Origin of the sequence: Aquiflexum gelatinilyticum, assembly GCF_024741135.1 — a bacterium.
In the GTDB taxonomy this organism is placed as follows: domain Bacteria; phylum Bacteroidota; class Bacteroidia; order Cytophagales; family Cyclobacteriaceae; genus Cognataquiflexum; species Cognataquiflexum gelatinilyticum.
Genome location: NZ_JANSUY010000022.1, coordinates 81,950 through 97,702, shown reverse-complemented (window position 1 = coordinate 97,702; position 15,753 = coordinate 81,950). Strand labels below are relative to the sequence as shown.

Annotated in this window: 12 protein-coding genes; 4 read left to right on the top strand and 8 right to left on the bottom strand. The window is 38.6% G+C overall.

The genetic code is table 11. The features are described from left to right. Nucleotides 1-342: 342 nt before the first annotated feature. The 6 genes from NU887_RS18685 to NU887_RS18660 all read right to left on the bottom strand — a co-directional run bounded on the left by NU887_RS18685 (nt 343) and on the right by NU887_RS18660 (nt 6,920). Nucleotides 343-1,158 carry a KilA-N domain-containing protein gene (locus tag NU887_RS18685; protein WP_258424908.1) on the bottom strand — a complete coding sequence of 272 codons (816 nt, stop codon included), beginning with the start codon at nt 1,156-1,158 and terminating at the stop codon, nt 343-345. 609 nt (nt 1,159-1,767) lie between these two features. After that, nucleotides 1,768-2,616, bottom strand: a complete 849-nt coding sequence (locus tag NU887_RS18680; protein WP_258424907.1) for a helix-turn-helix domain-containing protein — start codon at nt 2,614-2,616, stop codon at nt 1,768-1,770. A 6-nt stretch (nt 2,617-2,622) separates the two neighbouring features. Beyond that, nucleotides 2,623-3,177 (bottom strand): cupin domain-containing protein, encoded by a 555-nt coding sequence (locus tag NU887_RS18675; RefSeq protein ID WP_258424906.1) that lies wholly within the window; start codon nt 3,175-3,177, stop codon nt 2,623-2,625. A gap of 249 nt (nt 3,178-3,426) precedes the next feature. Further along, nucleotides 3,427-3,993 (bottom strand): hypothetical protein, encoded by a 567-nt coding sequence (locus tag NU887_RS18670; protein ID WP_258424905.1) that lies wholly within the window; start codon nt 3,991-3,993, stop codon nt 3,427-3,429. Further along, a complete protein-coding gene (locus NU887_RS18665) occupies nt 3,983-5,695 on the bottom strand; it encodes a S41 family peptidase (RefSeq protein ID WP_258424904.1) in 1,713 nt (570 codons plus the stop codon). The genes NU887_RS18670 and NU887_RS18665 overlap by 11 nt, the downstream gene beginning before the upstream one ends. Before the next feature lie 148 nt (nt 5,696-5,843). Beyond that, entirely contained in the window at nt 5,844-6,920 is a 1,077-nt protein-coding gene (locus tag NU887_RS18660) for a ligand-binding sensor domain-containing protein (protein WP_258424903.1), read from the bottom strand. A 124-nt stretch (nt 6,921-7,044) separates the two neighbouring features. Here NU887_RS18660 and NU887_RS18655 point away from each other — a divergent pair, with 124 nt between their 5' ends. Next, nucleotides 7,045-7,914: a winged helix-turn-helix domain-containing protein gene (locus tag NU887_RS18655; protein WP_258424902.1), complete on the top strand. Its 870-nt coding sequence runs from the start codon at nt 7,045-7,047 to the stop codon at nt 7,912-7,914. 49 nt (nt 7,915-7,963) lie between these two features. On the opposite strand, the gene NU887_RS18650 is transcribed toward NU887_RS18655, so the two are convergent. After that, a complete protein-coding gene (locus NU887_RS18650; RefSeq protein WP_258424901.1) occupies nt 7,964-9,658 on the bottom strand; it encodes an ATP-binding protein in 1,695 nt (564 codons plus the stop codon). 677 nt (nt 9,659-10,335) lie between these two features. Here NU887_RS18650 and NU887_RS18645 point away from each other — a divergent pair. Continuing rightward, the gene (locus NU887_RS18645; protein ID WP_258424900.1) at nt 10,336-11,535 is read left to right on the top strand and encodes a DEAD/DEAH box helicase; all 1,200 of its coding nucleotides are present in this window, start codon (nt 10,336-10,338) and stop codon (nt 11,533-11,535) included. A 283-nt stretch (nt 11,536-11,818) separates the two neighbouring features. On the opposite strand, the gene NU887_RS18640 is transcribed toward NU887_RS18645, so the two are convergent. Further along, a complete protein-coding gene (locus NU887_RS18640) occupies nt 11,819-13,501 on the bottom strand; it encodes a bifunctional metallophosphatase/5'-nucleotidase (RefSeq protein ID WP_258424899.1) in 1,683 nt (560 codons plus the stop codon). 280 nt (nt 13,502-13,781) lie between these two features. Between NU887_RS18640 and NU887_RS18635 the strand changes: the two genes are divergently transcribed. Continuing rightward, nucleotides 13,782-14,654, top strand: coding sequence for a TraB/GumN family protein (locus NU887_RS18635; RefSeq protein ID WP_258424898.1), 873 nt, complete (start codon nt 13,782-13,784; stop codon nt 14,652-14,654). A gap of 208 nt (nt 14,655-14,862) precedes the next feature. Continuing rightward, nucleotides 14,863-15,735, top strand: coding sequence for an ABC transporter ATP-binding protein (locus NU887_RS18630; RefSeq protein WP_258424897.1), 873 nt, complete (start codon nt 14,863-14,865; stop codon nt 15,733-15,735). The last annotated feature ends 18 nt before the right edge of the window (nt 15,736-15,753 follow it).

Sequence of the window (15,753 nt, the reverse complement as noted above, 5' to 3'; positions counted from 1 at the left end):
TGTTGTCTAGATATGAGAAAATCTGTTAGTTTCATTATGTCTTTTAAAGTTGCACCTAACGTTTTGCCTTACCCCACTTATGGCGCCAAATATTCCTATGGGAAGCATTGACGCCATAAGTAGGGGATATTTTTCAATTATTTAAACTTAATCTCTTTTAGTTAGATATCCAATCGCTGTAAATACCCTTTGATATTTATTTCTATTTAGACTTCGAATTTTATCAAGTTATCGAAAAGACTTGCATTTTCTCTTTGCGGCATGGGGGGAAATAAGAAGAGTCTAGACGTTTTCCCAACTCGTGTTTAAAATGTTCAGGCGGTTTGTTGTTCTTTCTTCCTTCTATTTTAGTTTTTTAATAGTATTGTTTTCGAGCAATGATTTCATTTGTAAAATGGCGGTTTTGTTGAGTTGGATTAGTCGTTCGTTTTGTGTCAAACCTTGTCGAATAAGCAATGCATTTATGCTTTCCAAATTGCTCAAAACAACCAACTGCTCCAATGTTGCATAATCTCTGATATTCCCTTCTTTGTTTGGGTTTTTGTCTCGCCATTCTTTTGCTGTAATCCCAAAAAGTGCAACATTCAATAAATCAGCCTCATTAGCGTAAACAAAACTTGCTTGTTGTTTAGTAATTTCACTCGGAATTAAGTTTTCTTTGATTGCGTCTGTGTGAATGTGGTAATTAACTTTTGCCAAAGTTCGTTGTAAGTTCCATTCTAATTTCAGCCGGTTGTTTTCTTCGTTTTTTAGACGTTGAAATTCCTTAATCAGATAGATTTTGAATTGCGGACTAATCCACATTCCAAACTCAAAAGCAATATCCGGATGTGCGTAAGTTCCCCCATATCGGCCTGCTGTTGCTTTCAAACCAATTGCATTTGTTTTTTCAACCCGATCTTTCACGCTGAGTTTATAGCTATTCAATCCTGCTTGACTTTTAATTGTGGCGAATTCGCCATAATTAAAATCCGGGTTGTATACTGTCTCCCAAATTCCAAGATATTCAACAGTATTTCTGTTACGAAGCCAGTCAGAAATAAAGAAATCTCCGTCTTTGGCTTTAAGCATATCGGTTAGGGAAATAAACTCTTGCTTGTTGTCAAGAATGATGGATATTTCTTTGCCTTCTACTTGTATTTTCTTGCTCTTTGCCATATCCAATTCTTAAGTCAATAAACCTAAAAAACTAAAGTCTTTATATTTTATTTCAATTCTGCTTTTTATTTGGAAATAGGTATGACTGTTGTTTTTGGTTGGGTTGTATTTTACAAAAACCCGTAGCAATTAGCTTAACACAACTTTTGCAATATTTAACCCATATGAAATATAAAACGCAAGATCTGCGGATATTTTTCAATTATTTAAACTTAATCTCTTTTAGTTAGATATCCAATCCCTGTAAATACACTATGATATTTATTTTAATAAAGGTTTCGAATTCGATCAATTTTTAGAAAAGACTTTTTTCTTCGCGTCTTCGCGGGAAAAAAAGGTATCCAGCTTTGGGAGATGCAGGATAACTTTTCTTTGTGGCTTCGTGTCTTTGTGGGCTATACTCTTTCTTGTTTTGCGACTTGGCGTCTTTGCGTGAGCCGAATAATCCAGCTTATGGAGAAGCAGGACAATGTAAAACAGAAATTCTTGCCGATATCGGCAAAAAATGATCTATTTGTCAAACAGCAGATTTTTTCTTGCCGATAATATCAGAAAGGACCAATATAAAAACCTTCTGAAATACTTTGAAATAGATTTTGAATAATTGGCTCAAACCAATAGCTCCTGCTTGACCTCCACGACCCCAAAAGTCCTTTCGGGTGCTTTGGTATCCAATTCATAAAACCCGGTTGGGGTCAGATTGGTAAAGTACTTGTAATCCTTTGCCAAATGCTGGTAATCGTAGTACCCACAGGCCAAAGCGATACTCAACCAATCCAAATGTGGATTGGCGTTTTTCATAAAAAATGCTTTTTCAAAACGGACAACCTTATCAAATAGCTTTGGGCCGATCCCGGTTCTTTCGGTAAATCTCCGCTGAAACTGCCTGTTGCTGAGACAGGAATCGGCAGCAAGTTTGTCCATAGAAAGCGACCGGTTTTGGTTCAAAATCACTGAACTCACCTTATCTATTCCCTGCAAACTGTATTTTGGCCGTCTGATAAGTCTTTCCAAAAACAATTCAGCAATTCGGATCACCTCTTCCACGCCATCGGTGTTGCACATCTGTTCATGCACAGTCCTGATTTCTTTTCCCCAAACATCCTCGGCATCAATAAAAGTATTGGTAAGCTCTTGCGCCGGAATCCCTGTCAGCAGGTATAGTGCGCTAGGCTGTAACACAATCTGGAGTAACCAAGTGTACCCTTGGACGAATCTTTCTGTTGACGTGGTATGTTGTCCATTGATAGTACATTTTGGATGACGCAAAATCTTCGATTCATATTGGTATCTGACAACTTGTAAATCCCTTAAATAAAACATGAGGCATGTTTCGGGACGGGGACAATAAACCTTACAATGAATTGCATCTCCTGCCCCGAATTCAAACCTTATAACCTGGTGCTTCCTGACATAATCTCTCAAAGAAGGACTGGGCAAAAAATCCCTGAGTATCATTTGTATTTATTTTAAAGTTAATGGCGGCCCGACATTTCTGATTCCATGTGCCAAGGAAATTTTTTGCGCTTCCTCCTCTGTTGGAGGTCGCCCAAGGTCAGTCATGGTTTGGAAAAATTCCTCCATTTTGAAAGCAGGCTGCAGGATATAGAACAACTTGCCCTTATCAGAAGTCTGAATCCATGTATGTGGAATATTTCTTGGCAGAAAAATGGTATCTCCTGCTTTGAGCTGATGCTGACTGTCTCCCAACTGGAATAGGTACTCTCCTTCTACTACATAAAAAACCTCATCCTGCTCTAAGTGGACATGAAGCGAGGGTCCGGTTTTTTCCACTCCAATATACTCAAATGCTGACATTTGTCCGCCTGTATCTTTGGAGGAAATTTTGAGGTCGTTGGGATTGACACCCCTGAAAGGTGTATGCTTCCCGAATCTCGCCTCACCGGATTTGACCAAAAATCCGTTTTTTACTTCATTTTTTGAAAAAGGGAATGCCATCAGATCTGACCCGAAGGCAGCAAGCGCAGCAGTAGTGACAATAAATTTTCTCCGTTCCATAATTATTGTGGTTAAAGATTATGGACAAAAATACCCTGAACCAAGATCAGGATGCTGGTAAAAATCGGACGTTTTTACTTTAGAAAAACATCCACCAAAATGTCTTCCAATCTTTTGAATCAATCAAAACTGGATGATAATATAGATTATAATGATATCATTGGTCTATTGTCCCAATACTTAGGAATAATCGGTTTAATTTCGAGAAAACAATCATTTATATTCTCCTCTTATTTGGGTTTGGAAATTCTACAAATCACAAAAATCCTTACGCAACTTAACGTTCTCAAGCTTATCCCAAACAACAGATCCAAAGTCCTGTGGTGAAAATCTAAAAACAATGTAGGTTGTTCTACTTTGGTTACAATAAAAATGCTCAGCGGTAACATTTAATGTCATATTCGATTTTGTAACAAGTGCATCAAATGTTTTCAATTTCCCAATATAATTATTGGCATTTCTTGAGGGTTCATTTTTAATAAAATGAGCCACAGAATTTTGATAATTCATCAAGCCATTAAAGTACATTTCAATATTATTTTCCAATGCACTTGAAGTTATTTCCACAGGATTATTTATACTCCATACAAAAACATAGGACCAAAAATCAGCACTATCTCTTTTTGCCCAAAACATAGGAAAACGGGCATCTTCAAATCCCTCAAATTTAATCTCAGGAGCAAATGGGATTGGAAAATGGAAAACTTCTTGATTCCAAGTGCTATCCGTCTCCAACAAATTGAAATTACTTTTCTCTTGTCCAAATACCTCTAATGAAAGTAATATGAACCCAATAGTTAATATTTTATTTTTCATTTTTCTCAATAAGTTTTAACGCACTTTCTTTCACTGCATCAATTTTGTTTAAATATTCGTCAGCACTTTGTGTAACATAAATATCAGGTAAAATTCCAGTTTCGTCAGGAAGCGAGGTAGCCATTGATTCGTGGGTGTTATCAGCAACGGTGTATACCAGTTTAGTATTTGGAAGTCTAAATGTTTTACCTCCGGCAGAACAAAATTGATTAGATCCCAATTCTTCTCCTATAACCGTTCCAAGGTTAAGCACCTTCACTATCGACATGAAATGTCCGGTTGTAGAATTCCCAACACCATCTATTAAAAAATAGAGTTTTCCATCATACCTGTTTTCATAAGGATTTACAGACTCTTCGCCTTCGATTTTTTCTTTTTTGCCATCAAATTGTGCCTCTGAATAGTAGGTAAAGGGCTTGTCAACCAAATACCTTAACAAATGAATACTTGCAGATTGTGAGCCGCCTCCATTATGTCGAACATCAATAATAAGGTTTTTAGATTTCTTCGAATTGATTTCCAGAAAGCAGCTGTCAATGAAATCCTTGAAATAGGCATAACTATCTCTGAATTTATAGTAATTGAAAGAACCAATGGTTAACAAGGCCGTTTTGTCATTGTCAATGAATTCCAAGCATAAGTCCTTTTTACAGTTCTGAATTGATGGGTCAGTAAGGAGTATTCTTTTTTCCTGAGCTTTGTTCAAAACTATTGGCTTTTCACTTCCCTTTAAAGTAATCGTGTAGGAATCAGGAAAATTCATGGCATAAGGAATCAAGCAAGTTGACCACACATTGAATAAATGTCTTTTTGTTGTTTCGATATATCCTTGTGATGGTAAATGCTTATAAATTTCTTTTACTAAATCACGTACCGGTAATCCATTTATGCTAATGATTTCCTCTTTAATATTCACTTGACTTCCATTGTTCATGGGATCTATGACAAATAATTGGTCGTTGATCCAACGAGTCTGCATTGGAAAGCTCAATGCTACAGGTAACATTTCCAGTTCCTCATAGAATCCACTTACCGATGTGTGCGAACAATTAACGCTTGCAATTATTTCATCACAATGCCATATGAATTCAGCGAAGGTTGTTGTAGGTGTGATTAGACTTTTCTTTTCGTCAATAAGTTTCCTGAAGTCTTTTTCAGAAATGAATTTAAACACATTTGGATGCGTCGTGATTATTTTATTACCTAGTTCATCTAAGTCCTTTTTATATTCAGCCACTTGATACACCTTTAAAAACTTATCTGCAGGATTTTCCGGCGTTTTAGACGGATCAAGTATGAATGCAATTTGATCTTCGGCATTGAAGTTATCGGGGTTTAGTTCAAGCGATTTTTTGTAATTGATCAAAGCCTGATTTTTATCTCCCATTTTAAGATAAATTTCTCCATAACTATCATAAACATTTGGTGAATTAGGGAATTCCGAAACCAACATTTTAAAGATCAAAAAGGCATCTTGATCTTTATTATTCCAAAGCAATTGATAGCCGTAAAAATTTAATGCCTCTTCATTTTCAAAGTCATAAGCAGTCGGGCTTTCTTTTTTAAGTTTATAGAATAGTTCAATTCTTTCGTTCATTGGCAGGTCTTCATTTTTTTTAAATACCTGAACAATGGACAACTTTTCATTTTGATCAATATTGGTGTCCGAGAGCTCAGTATTCGCGGTGCCATTGGTATTCATACCACAGGCAGATATCGCGGTGAAAATTGAAATGATAATCGTAGATCGGACGTTAAATTTCATATTGTATAAAAACTTTTCTTAGTGGCTTCGTGTCTTTGTGGGATTTATTCTTTCTTGTCTTGCGACTTGGCGTCTTTGCGGGCGGCTAACAATTATCCCTCGCTGCCACCAGTCTAGAGAAATATTCCTGACTTGACATGGCTTTGAAACTGTTGACGGTCTTTCCATCAAATCTCTTGACCCCATCCAATGTTCCAAACCAAATACTGCCATCATTGGCCTCCCGAATTCCAAAAATCATCCCTTCATTTGCTTTAATTATTTCAGGTACAACAGCAATTTTATTTGTCAGAGATTTTTCATTGTATCGAGAAAGTGCCCAACCATCGGAAGTTTCTGAACTTGTCAGAATGTTTCCTTTTTTATCTTCGTAGATAAACCCAACAAACCCCTTTGCAATATTGGTAAATACATTTCCGTCATATCGCCACAAACCATCATTGCCACCCAGCCAAATATTGCCTTTTTGATCTTCGATGACCGAACGGACATTTGTAAATGGTTTGCCCAAATGTGAGACTGAGGCAAAGACCTCTCCGTCAAATACAAAGGTATTTCCTCTTGTTGCAAACCAAAGTCTGCCTATTTTGTCCTCAATAATGGAATTAACTTCAAATTCGGGTCTTTCCGAAAATGTTTTGCCCGTCAGGTCTTCGTTCATCTCATCTTCATTGATGATAAAATTCTGAAAAGAATTACCGTCAAATCGACTCGCTCCTCCCCAAACACCGAACCAGATATTGCCTGCTTTATCTTCATAAATACTGACGACATCATTATTCAGAAGTCCATCCTTGGTAGTGAAATTTTTAATTCTTTTTCCATCATAGCGGAAAACTCCTGAACCGATAGAACCAAACCACATATTGCCTTTGCTATCTTCCAAAACAGAGAAAAATCGGGCAGAGCTTACCGTATTGGTGAAGTTTGTAAATGAACTTCCATCAGATAAAAAAACACCTTCCCAAGAAGCGATCCAAATGCTGCCGATCCTATCCTGCTCAATATTTCGGACGATACTGGAAGGCGAATCCGAATTTATAAAATATTTGGATTCGGGCTTGAGTTCGTTTGTTGCTAACTCGGTCCTATTTTGTGGCCCACAGGAAGTGTAACAAACAACCATCACGAACCCTGAGAATAATCTGAAGTAATTTTTCATTTTTATTTATTTAGCAAGCCCAAACATAGACCTATCCAAAGTGGAGACAGTAAATGGTTTGTAAAAAGAATGTAAATCAGGGTAAAATTGAATTTTGCCTCATATTAAATCTTAAATTTGATTGATGAAAAAATTATTGCAACCTGCGCTAATAGGAATTTTTACCATGATTTTGATGTTGGTCATACTTTGGCCATGGCAGAATGATGAATTTGCGGAAAACCGGGAAATCAGGCTAAGGAATGTCGGGCATCAAATCCTGCTTGCCTCAGGGGATACCACCTCCCGGGTTTTGCCGATCAATAAAATCAGTGCCTGTGAATTCATTATCTTATTTGAAAGTCCCTTCCAATTTGAGCCGGACACTTTGGTCAAGGTGATTCATGCAGGTTTGAAGGAAGGATTGGTCACCAAAAATCCTGAAGACAGCTATCAGGTGAATGTGCTGCAATGCATAGGCAATCAGATTGTATATGGCTACCAAATGTCCGGTCAAAAAGACGAAACCCTTGTTCCGTGCCGGGGACGCATCCAACCTAAAGATTGCTATAGAATCAAAATCAAGTTTGAATCAAATCAAGTGACAGCTTCAAACTTTTCGGTTCCGATCATCATAGGGATTTTGGCCTTTGGGTTTTTGTTTCTTTTCAAAATGAAAACACCAAAACCACAAAGCAAACAGCCAATTGACGAAAGCCAATCTATGGTTATCGGAAAATTTGAATTCAATTACGGCAGCTACCTTTTGAGAATCGGAAAAGAAGAAATCGAACTTTCCCAAAAAGAAAACAAGCTGCTCAAATTTTTTGCCTCCCACCAAAACGAAATCCTGGAGCGAGACCGCTTACTCAAGGAAATTTGGGAAGATGAGGGCGTATTTGTCGGCAGAAGTCTAGACATGTTTGTATCCAAACTCAGGAAGAAACTGCTCCTCGATCCGAATATCCAACTCAAAAACATCCGGGGAAGAGGGTATATTTTGCAGGTGGGTTGAAATATATTAAGACATAGCTAAGAAAGATCTATAAACATTGCGGTGAAACTTAATTTACCCCCAACCGGATTATAAATGTACTCCCGCTATTTACTATACTTTCTACCGCTAATTCAGCCCCTATGCTTTCGGCAAAATCCTTACAAAGCATTAAACCTATCCCAGTACCACTTTCGCCGGCTGTGCCTTTTGTGGTAATATTTTGATTCTTAAAAAGCTTGGAAATCAGCTCGGGTTTTATACCCGTACCAGAGTCTTTGACAAGGATTTCCGCATTTTCAATATCCCGATATTCAATGTCAATTCTGCCACCCTCCGGGGTGAATTTTATCGCATTCAGTATGTAATTTCTGATGATGAAATTCAACCGCTCCTTATCGCTGTTGATAAACTTTTTCAAAGGAATATGATTTACTAGATCTATGTTTTTCCGTTTCAATTGAAAATTGAAAAGGTCTTTATTCTCCTCAATGAGCCTATTTAAGTTGATTTGATTGCTCTGAACCTCATTTGAACCCATTTGGGTTCTCGCCCAGTCCAAGAGATTTTCCAACATCAAAAATGCGGCATATGTATCTCTTGATATCATTGAAATCAAATCCTCCATTTCCTGAGTTGAAAGCAACTTGGAATTCCAGAGTGAAATGGTCCCTTGGATATTGGCAAAAGGCGCCCTGAGATCGTGTGATATTACAGAAAATATCTTATCTCTGAATTTGTTGGCTACGTTCAAAGCCTGGTTGGTTTCATGCAGATTTTGGGCTTGCTCATGTATCTGAAGATGCTGAGAGTTTACCAAAGCATGTGCTTCTCTTAATTCTTCGTGGGTGGATTTTAGTTTCCTATGATTATTAATTTGGATCCACAATAAAACCAACAACCCCAGCACAGCAATGACGATGACGATCAACAACTCATTTTTTCTTTTCAGAGAGAGATTATAATATTCCCGGTCCTTTAGCAGTTGTTGGTTTGCCAGTTCTTTCTTTTCTGTTTCATATTGTATGGTCAGCTCATCCCTGATTTTTTGCCTGTTTTCATTGAACAATATTTCCTCACTTTCTTTTTGAATAGACAGGTATTCATAGGCTAGGGAGTAATTTTTGAGTGAAGCAGCAATTTTTGCAACCTTTTCTGCAGCAACTGAAATTTGATAATGTGATTTTAAATTTTCCGCAATCTCAAATCCTTGGTTCGCATAGTCTAGGGCTTTATACATTTGCCCTTTTTCAAAGTGGTATTCCGCAAGGCTACCCAATACGGCAAGTTTGCTTTCGATATCATTGAACTTATTGGCAATAGTCCAAGCACGTTGTATTAAATCATATCTCTTACTTTCATCACCGCTTTCTTCAAAAAGATCCGACAACTGGTTGAGCGTATTGATCATTCCTCTACTGTCACCCAAAGTCTCTTTGATCTCTAAAGCTTTTTGAAGGAATTCCAATGCAGAGTCAAAGTCTGTTTGATCTTTTGCTGCGTGCCAACGATCTAGGTGGTAACTTCCTAAATTATTATAGATGAGCGCTAAGCCTCTTAGATTATTGGTTTTCAATCCAAAAATTAGGGCAGTATGATAGAATTTTGCGGCTTTATCAAGTTCTTTTGTCCTGTAATAAATGTTGCCAAGGTTAAGGTTAGATTCCAGCATCCCTACTGAATCTAAAAGCGATTCTCTTATTTTGAGTGCTTCAATATGAGCCTTCAAAGCAGCCTCAAAATCAGATTTGATCAGATTACTCACACCAATTATGTTTAATGCATTTCCTTGGATTTTTTTAAATCCTAACTTTTCAGAAATTTCAATAGACCGGTTAGCAAAATAAATTGCACTGTCTTGATCAAAGGTGTAATAATGTTTGCTCAGGCTAAAAAACAATTGCGCTTTAGTAGATTCATCGTCAGCTTGATTAATAATTGATTGCAAGCTATCGGAATACGATTGTTGGGGAGTAACGGGTGTTGTAAACGAAAGGTACAGTAATATTACGATTAACATAACAAATACTTCAAATAATGAACGAGATGGATAAATTTAAACAGGCAGGGTGCACTAAGGATTATGGGGTAAATATGCACCCAATCTTCTAAGAATCAAAACAGAAGAATAGATAAAGGATATTTTTGTATTTTAATTGATTTTTTCCTCTGCTAACCGCTTTAATATGCTGATTTCTAACCATAAAAGAGGGATCTTTTCAAATTTTCGGATTTTGATATTTTGCTAAAATAATAATATCGCCAAATTTCTAAGCCAGATTGAAAAGGAAGAAAAATGAAATTTGTGATAGCTGGTTAAAAAAAGCCTACCTTTGTTCCACTTTGTAAAAAAGCACGGCAAGTTGTAAGCCGCTTTTAATAAATCTCCCCGCTGATACAGAACATACAACATCTCCATCGGCCAATTCACAATCAGCCAACATGGCATTCAAAAATTTAGGAATTATTGATCCTATCCTCAAGGCGCTCGCCAATGAAGGATACACTACCCCCACTCCCATTCAGCAACAAGCGATTCCATTGGTTCTCCAAGGAAGAGATTTGCTCGGATGTGCCCAAACCGGAACAGGCAAGACAGCAGCTTTTGCCATACCCATCATCCAACACCTTGCTGAGAAAAAGCAGATCCGATCAGGAATCAAGACTTTGATCCTCACACCTACACGTGAACTCGCCATCCAGATTGACGAGAGTTTTGCCGCTTACGGCAAATTCACCAATATCAAACATACCGTCATATTTGGCGGTGTATCCCAACTCCATCAGGTCAATGCACTCAAAAGAGGCGTAGACGTGCTAGTCGCAACTCCAGGAAGGTTACTCGACTTGATCAATCAGCGTTTTGTTGATTTGAGACAATTGGAAATTTTCGTTCTTGATGAAGCGGACAGGATGCTTGACATGGGTTTTATCCATGATGTCAAAAAACTGATTGCTATCATTCCGGCCAAAAGGCAGACTTTGTTTTTCTCGGCTACCATGCCTCCCGAAATCCAAAAACTGGCAGATTCACTCCTGACCAAACCAGCTTTTGTGGAAGTGACTCCACCTTCATCCACTGTTGATAAGATTGATCAACACCTATACTATGTAAACAAAGGCAACAAACCTGAGCTTTTGCTTCACCTGTTGCAAAAGAAGAAAATCGGTTCGGCTTTGGTATTTACCAAAACCAAACATGGCGCGGATAAAGTGGTGAAACAACTTCAAAAAGAGCATGTAAAAACTGCCGCCATCCACGGAAACAAAAGCCAAAATGCGCGTCAGAATGCATTGAGTGATTTCAAAAACGGCAAAATCCAAGTCTTGATCGCTACCGATATCGCAGCACGTGGTATCGATATCGATGAGCTTGCCAATGTTTTCAATTACGACTTGCCTAACATTCCTGAAACTTATGTTCACCGGATCGGCCGAACAGGCAGGGCAGGAAACTCGGGCATAGCGATCTCCTTTTGTGATGAAGAAACAGTAAAGGAATTGAAAGACATCGAAAAACTCATCGGCAAAAAAATCCCGGTCGTCGAAGACCATCCATATCCATTCAAAGGAACCCTTTCTGAAAAAGCCGGTGAATTGGCGAGGAAGAAGCCGAAACAAGGGCAGAGGAGAAGGTATTGATTTGGTTAATTGGTTAATGGTTATTTGGTTAATGGTTAATTGGTTATTTGGTTATTTGGTTATTTGGTTAATTGTTTAGAAAGTGGAAATATGGTTGAAATACGATAGAAATAAATTGAAATAAGTCTGAAATAAATCTTGAAATTCACTTTCCAAACTCAAAAAAAGGCAACGATTCGCACCGTTGCCTTTTTGTTTACAATTCTTTTTTTTGAGCTAATTATCTATTCTTATTACTACCTGCTGTGGTCCGTTGACCGTGGACCGTCGACGTTCTCAAAACCTATCTAAACTCATAATCCACACCATGCACTTGGGTCAGCAATGTCGCAGGTGCATCCAAAGCTTTGGCCGCTCCGACAGGAGTCGGTGTCACAGGAGAATTATCCTCAAGGTAATTGATCATGACTTGGTGAAGGGTTATATCCAAATCCACTGTATTTTTCACATTCTTGATCCTACACACCATATCCGATGGGTCACCATCTCTTTCGCAGGCACTGATAGTGTAAATTTTTGCCAGATCGAGAGGCTGACCTTTTACAGTAAAAGACTGAATGCGTTTCCCTTCTTCCCCAAAAGCATTGAAGGTCAATTCCATGCCTTTGAACTTGGTCACCCAACCTCCAAACCTCTTGGATGCATCTTCCGCAAACACGTTGTTCAACTCCCTTTCCATCCAGGTGTACAGCTGCTGACCTGTAACCTCGCCTGTCCTAACTCTGCTGTCCACGGGCAACATATCAGAAATAAAACCTCTAGTGATCGGAATATTCCCTGTATGGTCTCTTGTGGTCCGAGGCGGACAAAATCTGAATCCATTGGATAGTTTGATGTCAATATCAGGCAATTGATAGTCCAGGGCATCTAAGACAATTTTGTCTATGGGATTCTCGATCACAAAATACCTGTAAAGTGGAATTGTGCTATATCCTACGATTTTTTCAATCTCTGCCTTATATGGAGCCTCCACCTCTGAGACTAGTTTTTCCATTTTAGAAGGACTTTTGATTTTTTGGGGATCTACCTCCAGCAATTCATAATCATCTGCCACCACTTTCCCGTTTTCAATGGTCAGTTCCAGTTTGCCAACAAATGAGCCAAAAGCCCCGGGTTCCACGACTTTTGCATATTTACCCTGGATCGGAACCCTAACCCTTTCATGGGTATCTGCACCAAGGATGTAATCAACTCCTTCGCATTCGGGAAGGTTTGCAAGATGGATTTCCTGCGAAAGGCCGATATGAGACAAAATAATCACAAAAGCACATTTCTCCTGGTTTTTCAATACATCAACGTAATGCTTGAGATTATCTTCCGGTTTGGAAAAATAGATACCCTTGCTGTAATTGGGAGATTGGCGCATCGGGATCATGGGATCATTGTAGCCAAGAAAGCCTATTTTCACTCCATCAATATTCCAGACATAGTAAGGTGGGAAAATCAATTCTCCTTTCTTGCCATCACCGAGGTCGTGATACATGTTGGCGCAGACTTTGGGTGCATAAAGGGAACCAAGCAGGTTTTGCATCTGCGCTTTGCCATAGATCACCTCCCAGTTACCCGGGAGATATAAATCGTATTCCAGTTCATTGAGCAATGGAACCATAGCCTGCCCTGAGGTTTTGATAGAAAGCATGGATCCCTGAAACATATCTCCTGTATCCACCAAAAAAGAATGTTCGCATTTTGCTCTTTGCTTCTTGATGAAGGCGTCTAAGTTGTCATAGCCTCCCGTTTTTCTAAATACGGTTTGACCATTTTCCCAAAATAGCTCGTCATGTTCATGGATCTGACAATGTACGTCAGTAGTCTGAAAAATGGTTACTTTGAAATTTGTTTTGGCTTTATTTGATTTTTGTTCGTTGGATAGTTCGCTCGCCAAGAGTGGACTAAAAGAAAATAAACCTGTTCCGGCACTCATTGCTCCTAGTTTTTTGAGAAAATCTCTTTTTGATTGCTTCATTTTGGGTTTTGGTTAAGGACAGACATCGGAAAATTAAATCATGCGATTTTTGGTTTTAACCGAAGTCTTAAAGGGTTTATTGGAAAAGGAATAGATTTTCCCAAGTTAGATTTGATACTCCAAATATGATTTTTTTTTGAAGTTAAATCTGTGACTTTTATTACAACCAATCGTATGCAACTATCCCTCTAAATCTGCATCGCTGTATTTTCGGGATAATTCATTTAATTTATAACTTACTTTTAAATTAAAATTAACCTTAGACAATTCAATGATTCTTATGAAAAAATCAATTTTCAAACACGTTTTTGTCACCTTGGTATTTGTCATCTCGGTATTTCAGGCATTTGCCAATGAAAAAGAAGAAAACTCGCTACTTTGGAAGATAAGTGGAAAAGGGTTGAAAGAAAACTCCTACCTCTTTGGCACTATTCATATCATCTGCAAAGATCAGTTTTACATGAATGATAAAATCGAAAAGGCGCTTGAATCAAGTAAAGTACTAGCTATGGAACTGAATATGGCCGACCCAAATCTGATGGCAGAAATGCAGCAGCTTTCCGTCAATCCGGGTTTTGCAAATATCAAAGGAGAGTTTTCAACTGAACAAGCTGCTGCGCTCGACAAGCTATTGAAGGATTCTTATGGTGCAGGACTTGATCAGTTGGGAATCCTCAAACCCTTTGTACTTTCATCGATGGTGATGGTCAAAATGTTGCCTTGTCCCGAACAAAGCAGCTATGAAGTGTTTTTTACAGAAAAGGCCAAATCCCAAGAAAAAACTGTAAAAGGATTGGAAACAGTTGCTTTTCAGATGGGGGTTTTTGACCAGATCCCTCAAAAACTGCAGATTGATGAACTGGGCAAAATGGTCACAAATCCTGAAGGGATGGATGAATTCGACAAACTTGTAGGTGCATACCTCGATCAGGACGTTGATAAACTGCATGAGCTCATTTCCGAAAATGAAATGTTCCAGGAATACGGAGACTTGTTATTGGAAAACAGGAACAAAGCCTGGATTCCAAAAATCGAAGAATTGGTCAAAGCACAATCCACATTCATTGCTGTAGGTTCAGGCCACCTTGGTTCAGATACCGGTGTTATCCAATTGTTGAGGGATGCGGGATATACTGTCGAAGCAGTCAAATAACGATACAACAATATGTCCGATTCATGATCAGAATCGGACATTTGTTTTTGTAGATACCCTAATTCAAGTTCAAAAACCCTGATTTAACCTTTTGGCATTATTCTCGGAAGAGACTTAGTCAAAACTATCCACCTTCCTTTACTTCTATGAGTTTATCATTTTGCTCTTTGTAACTCAGATCACACATCACATACCTCATATCTAAATTATGATACTCACCATTACCAATCTCAACAAACAATACGCAAACGGTGTACATGCGCTGAAAGATGTCAGTTTTTCAATCGAAAGAGGCATGTTCGGTTTACTTGGACCAAACGGTGCCGGAAAGTCCTCCCTCATGAGAACCCTTGCAACACTTCAGGAAGCGGACAGCGGATCAGTTACTTTAGGTGATATTGATGTATTGGCAGAAAAGGACAAAGTCAGAAAAGTACTTGGTTATCTGCCGCAGGAATTTGGAGTGTACCCAAGAACCTCTGCCACTGATTTATTGCACCACTTATCAATTCTGAAAGGTTTTGACAACAAAAAAGAAAGAACCGAAATGGTGGAATACCTCCTCCAAAAAGTCAACCTTTTTGAGCACCGCAAAAAAGCTGTGAGCAGCTACTCAGGTGGTATGCGTCAGCGCTTTGGCATCGCCCAATGTCTGATCGGAAGCCCAAAACTGGTTATCGTCGATGAACCGACAGCAGGTTTGGATCCGGGAGAAAGAAACAGGTTCTATAATATTCTGAGTGAAATCGGTGAGCAGACCATTGTCATTCTATCCACACACATTGTTCAGGATGTCCGTGAGCTTTGCACCAATATGGCCATCATGGACAAAGGTATGTTGCTCTACAGTGGTACCACTGACGATGCCCTCGCCCAAATCAAAGACAAAGTCTACGAAAAAAGGGTAGACAAAAATGAACTCCAGGAATATCAAAACAACTACCAAATCATCAGCAACAAGCTTGTCGGGGGGAAACCCCAAATCCACGTCTTCTCTGAAACCAGCCTGAACTCCGGGTTTGAAAAAGCCGAAGAAACCTTGGAAGATGTATTCTTTGCCAAATTGAATTCATTGATTTAAACCTTAAACTATCTCATT

Coding starts and splice junctions, on each gene's coding strand:
- NU887_RS18685 (WP_258424908.1), bottom strand. CDS start 1,158: ATGGCAAAGAGCAAGAAAATACAAGTAGAAGGCAAAGAAATATCCATC.
- NU887_RS18680 (WP_258424907.1), bottom strand. CDS start 2,616: ATGATACTCAGGGATTTTTTGCCCAGTCCTTCTTTGAGAGATTATGTC.
- NU887_RS18675 (WP_258424906.1), bottom strand. CDS start 3,177: ATGGAACGGAGAAAATTTATTGTCACTACTGCTGCGCTTGCTGCCTTC.
- NU887_RS18670 (WP_258424905.1), bottom strand. CDS start 3,993: ATGAAAAATAAAATATTAACTATTGGGTTCATATTACTTTCATTAGAG.
- NU887_RS18665 (WP_258424904.1), bottom strand. CDS start 5,695: ATGAATACCAATGGCACCGCGAATACTGAGCTCTCGGACACCAATATT.
- NU887_RS18660 (WP_258424903.1), bottom strand. CDS start 6,920: ATGAAAAATTACTTCAGATTATTCTCAGGGTTCGTGATGGTTGTTTGT.
- NU887_RS18655 (WP_258424902.1), top strand. CDS start 7,045: ATGAAAAAATTATTGCAACCTGCGCTAATAGGAATTTTTACCATGATT.
- NU887_RS18645 (WP_258424900.1), top strand. CDS start 10,336: ATGGCATTCAAAAATTTAGGAATTATTGATCCTATCCTCAAGGCGCTC.
- NU887_RS18640 (WP_258424899.1), bottom strand. CDS start 13,501: ATGAAGCAATCAAAAAGAGATTTTCTCAAAAAACTAGGAGCAATGAGT.
- NU887_RS18635 (WP_258424898.1), top strand. CDS start 13,782: ATGAAAAAATCAATTTTCAAACACGTTTTTGTCACCTTGGTATTTGTC.
- NU887_RS18630 (WP_258424897.1), top strand. CDS start 14,863: ATGATACTCACCATTACCAATCTCAACAAACAATACGCAAACGGTGTA.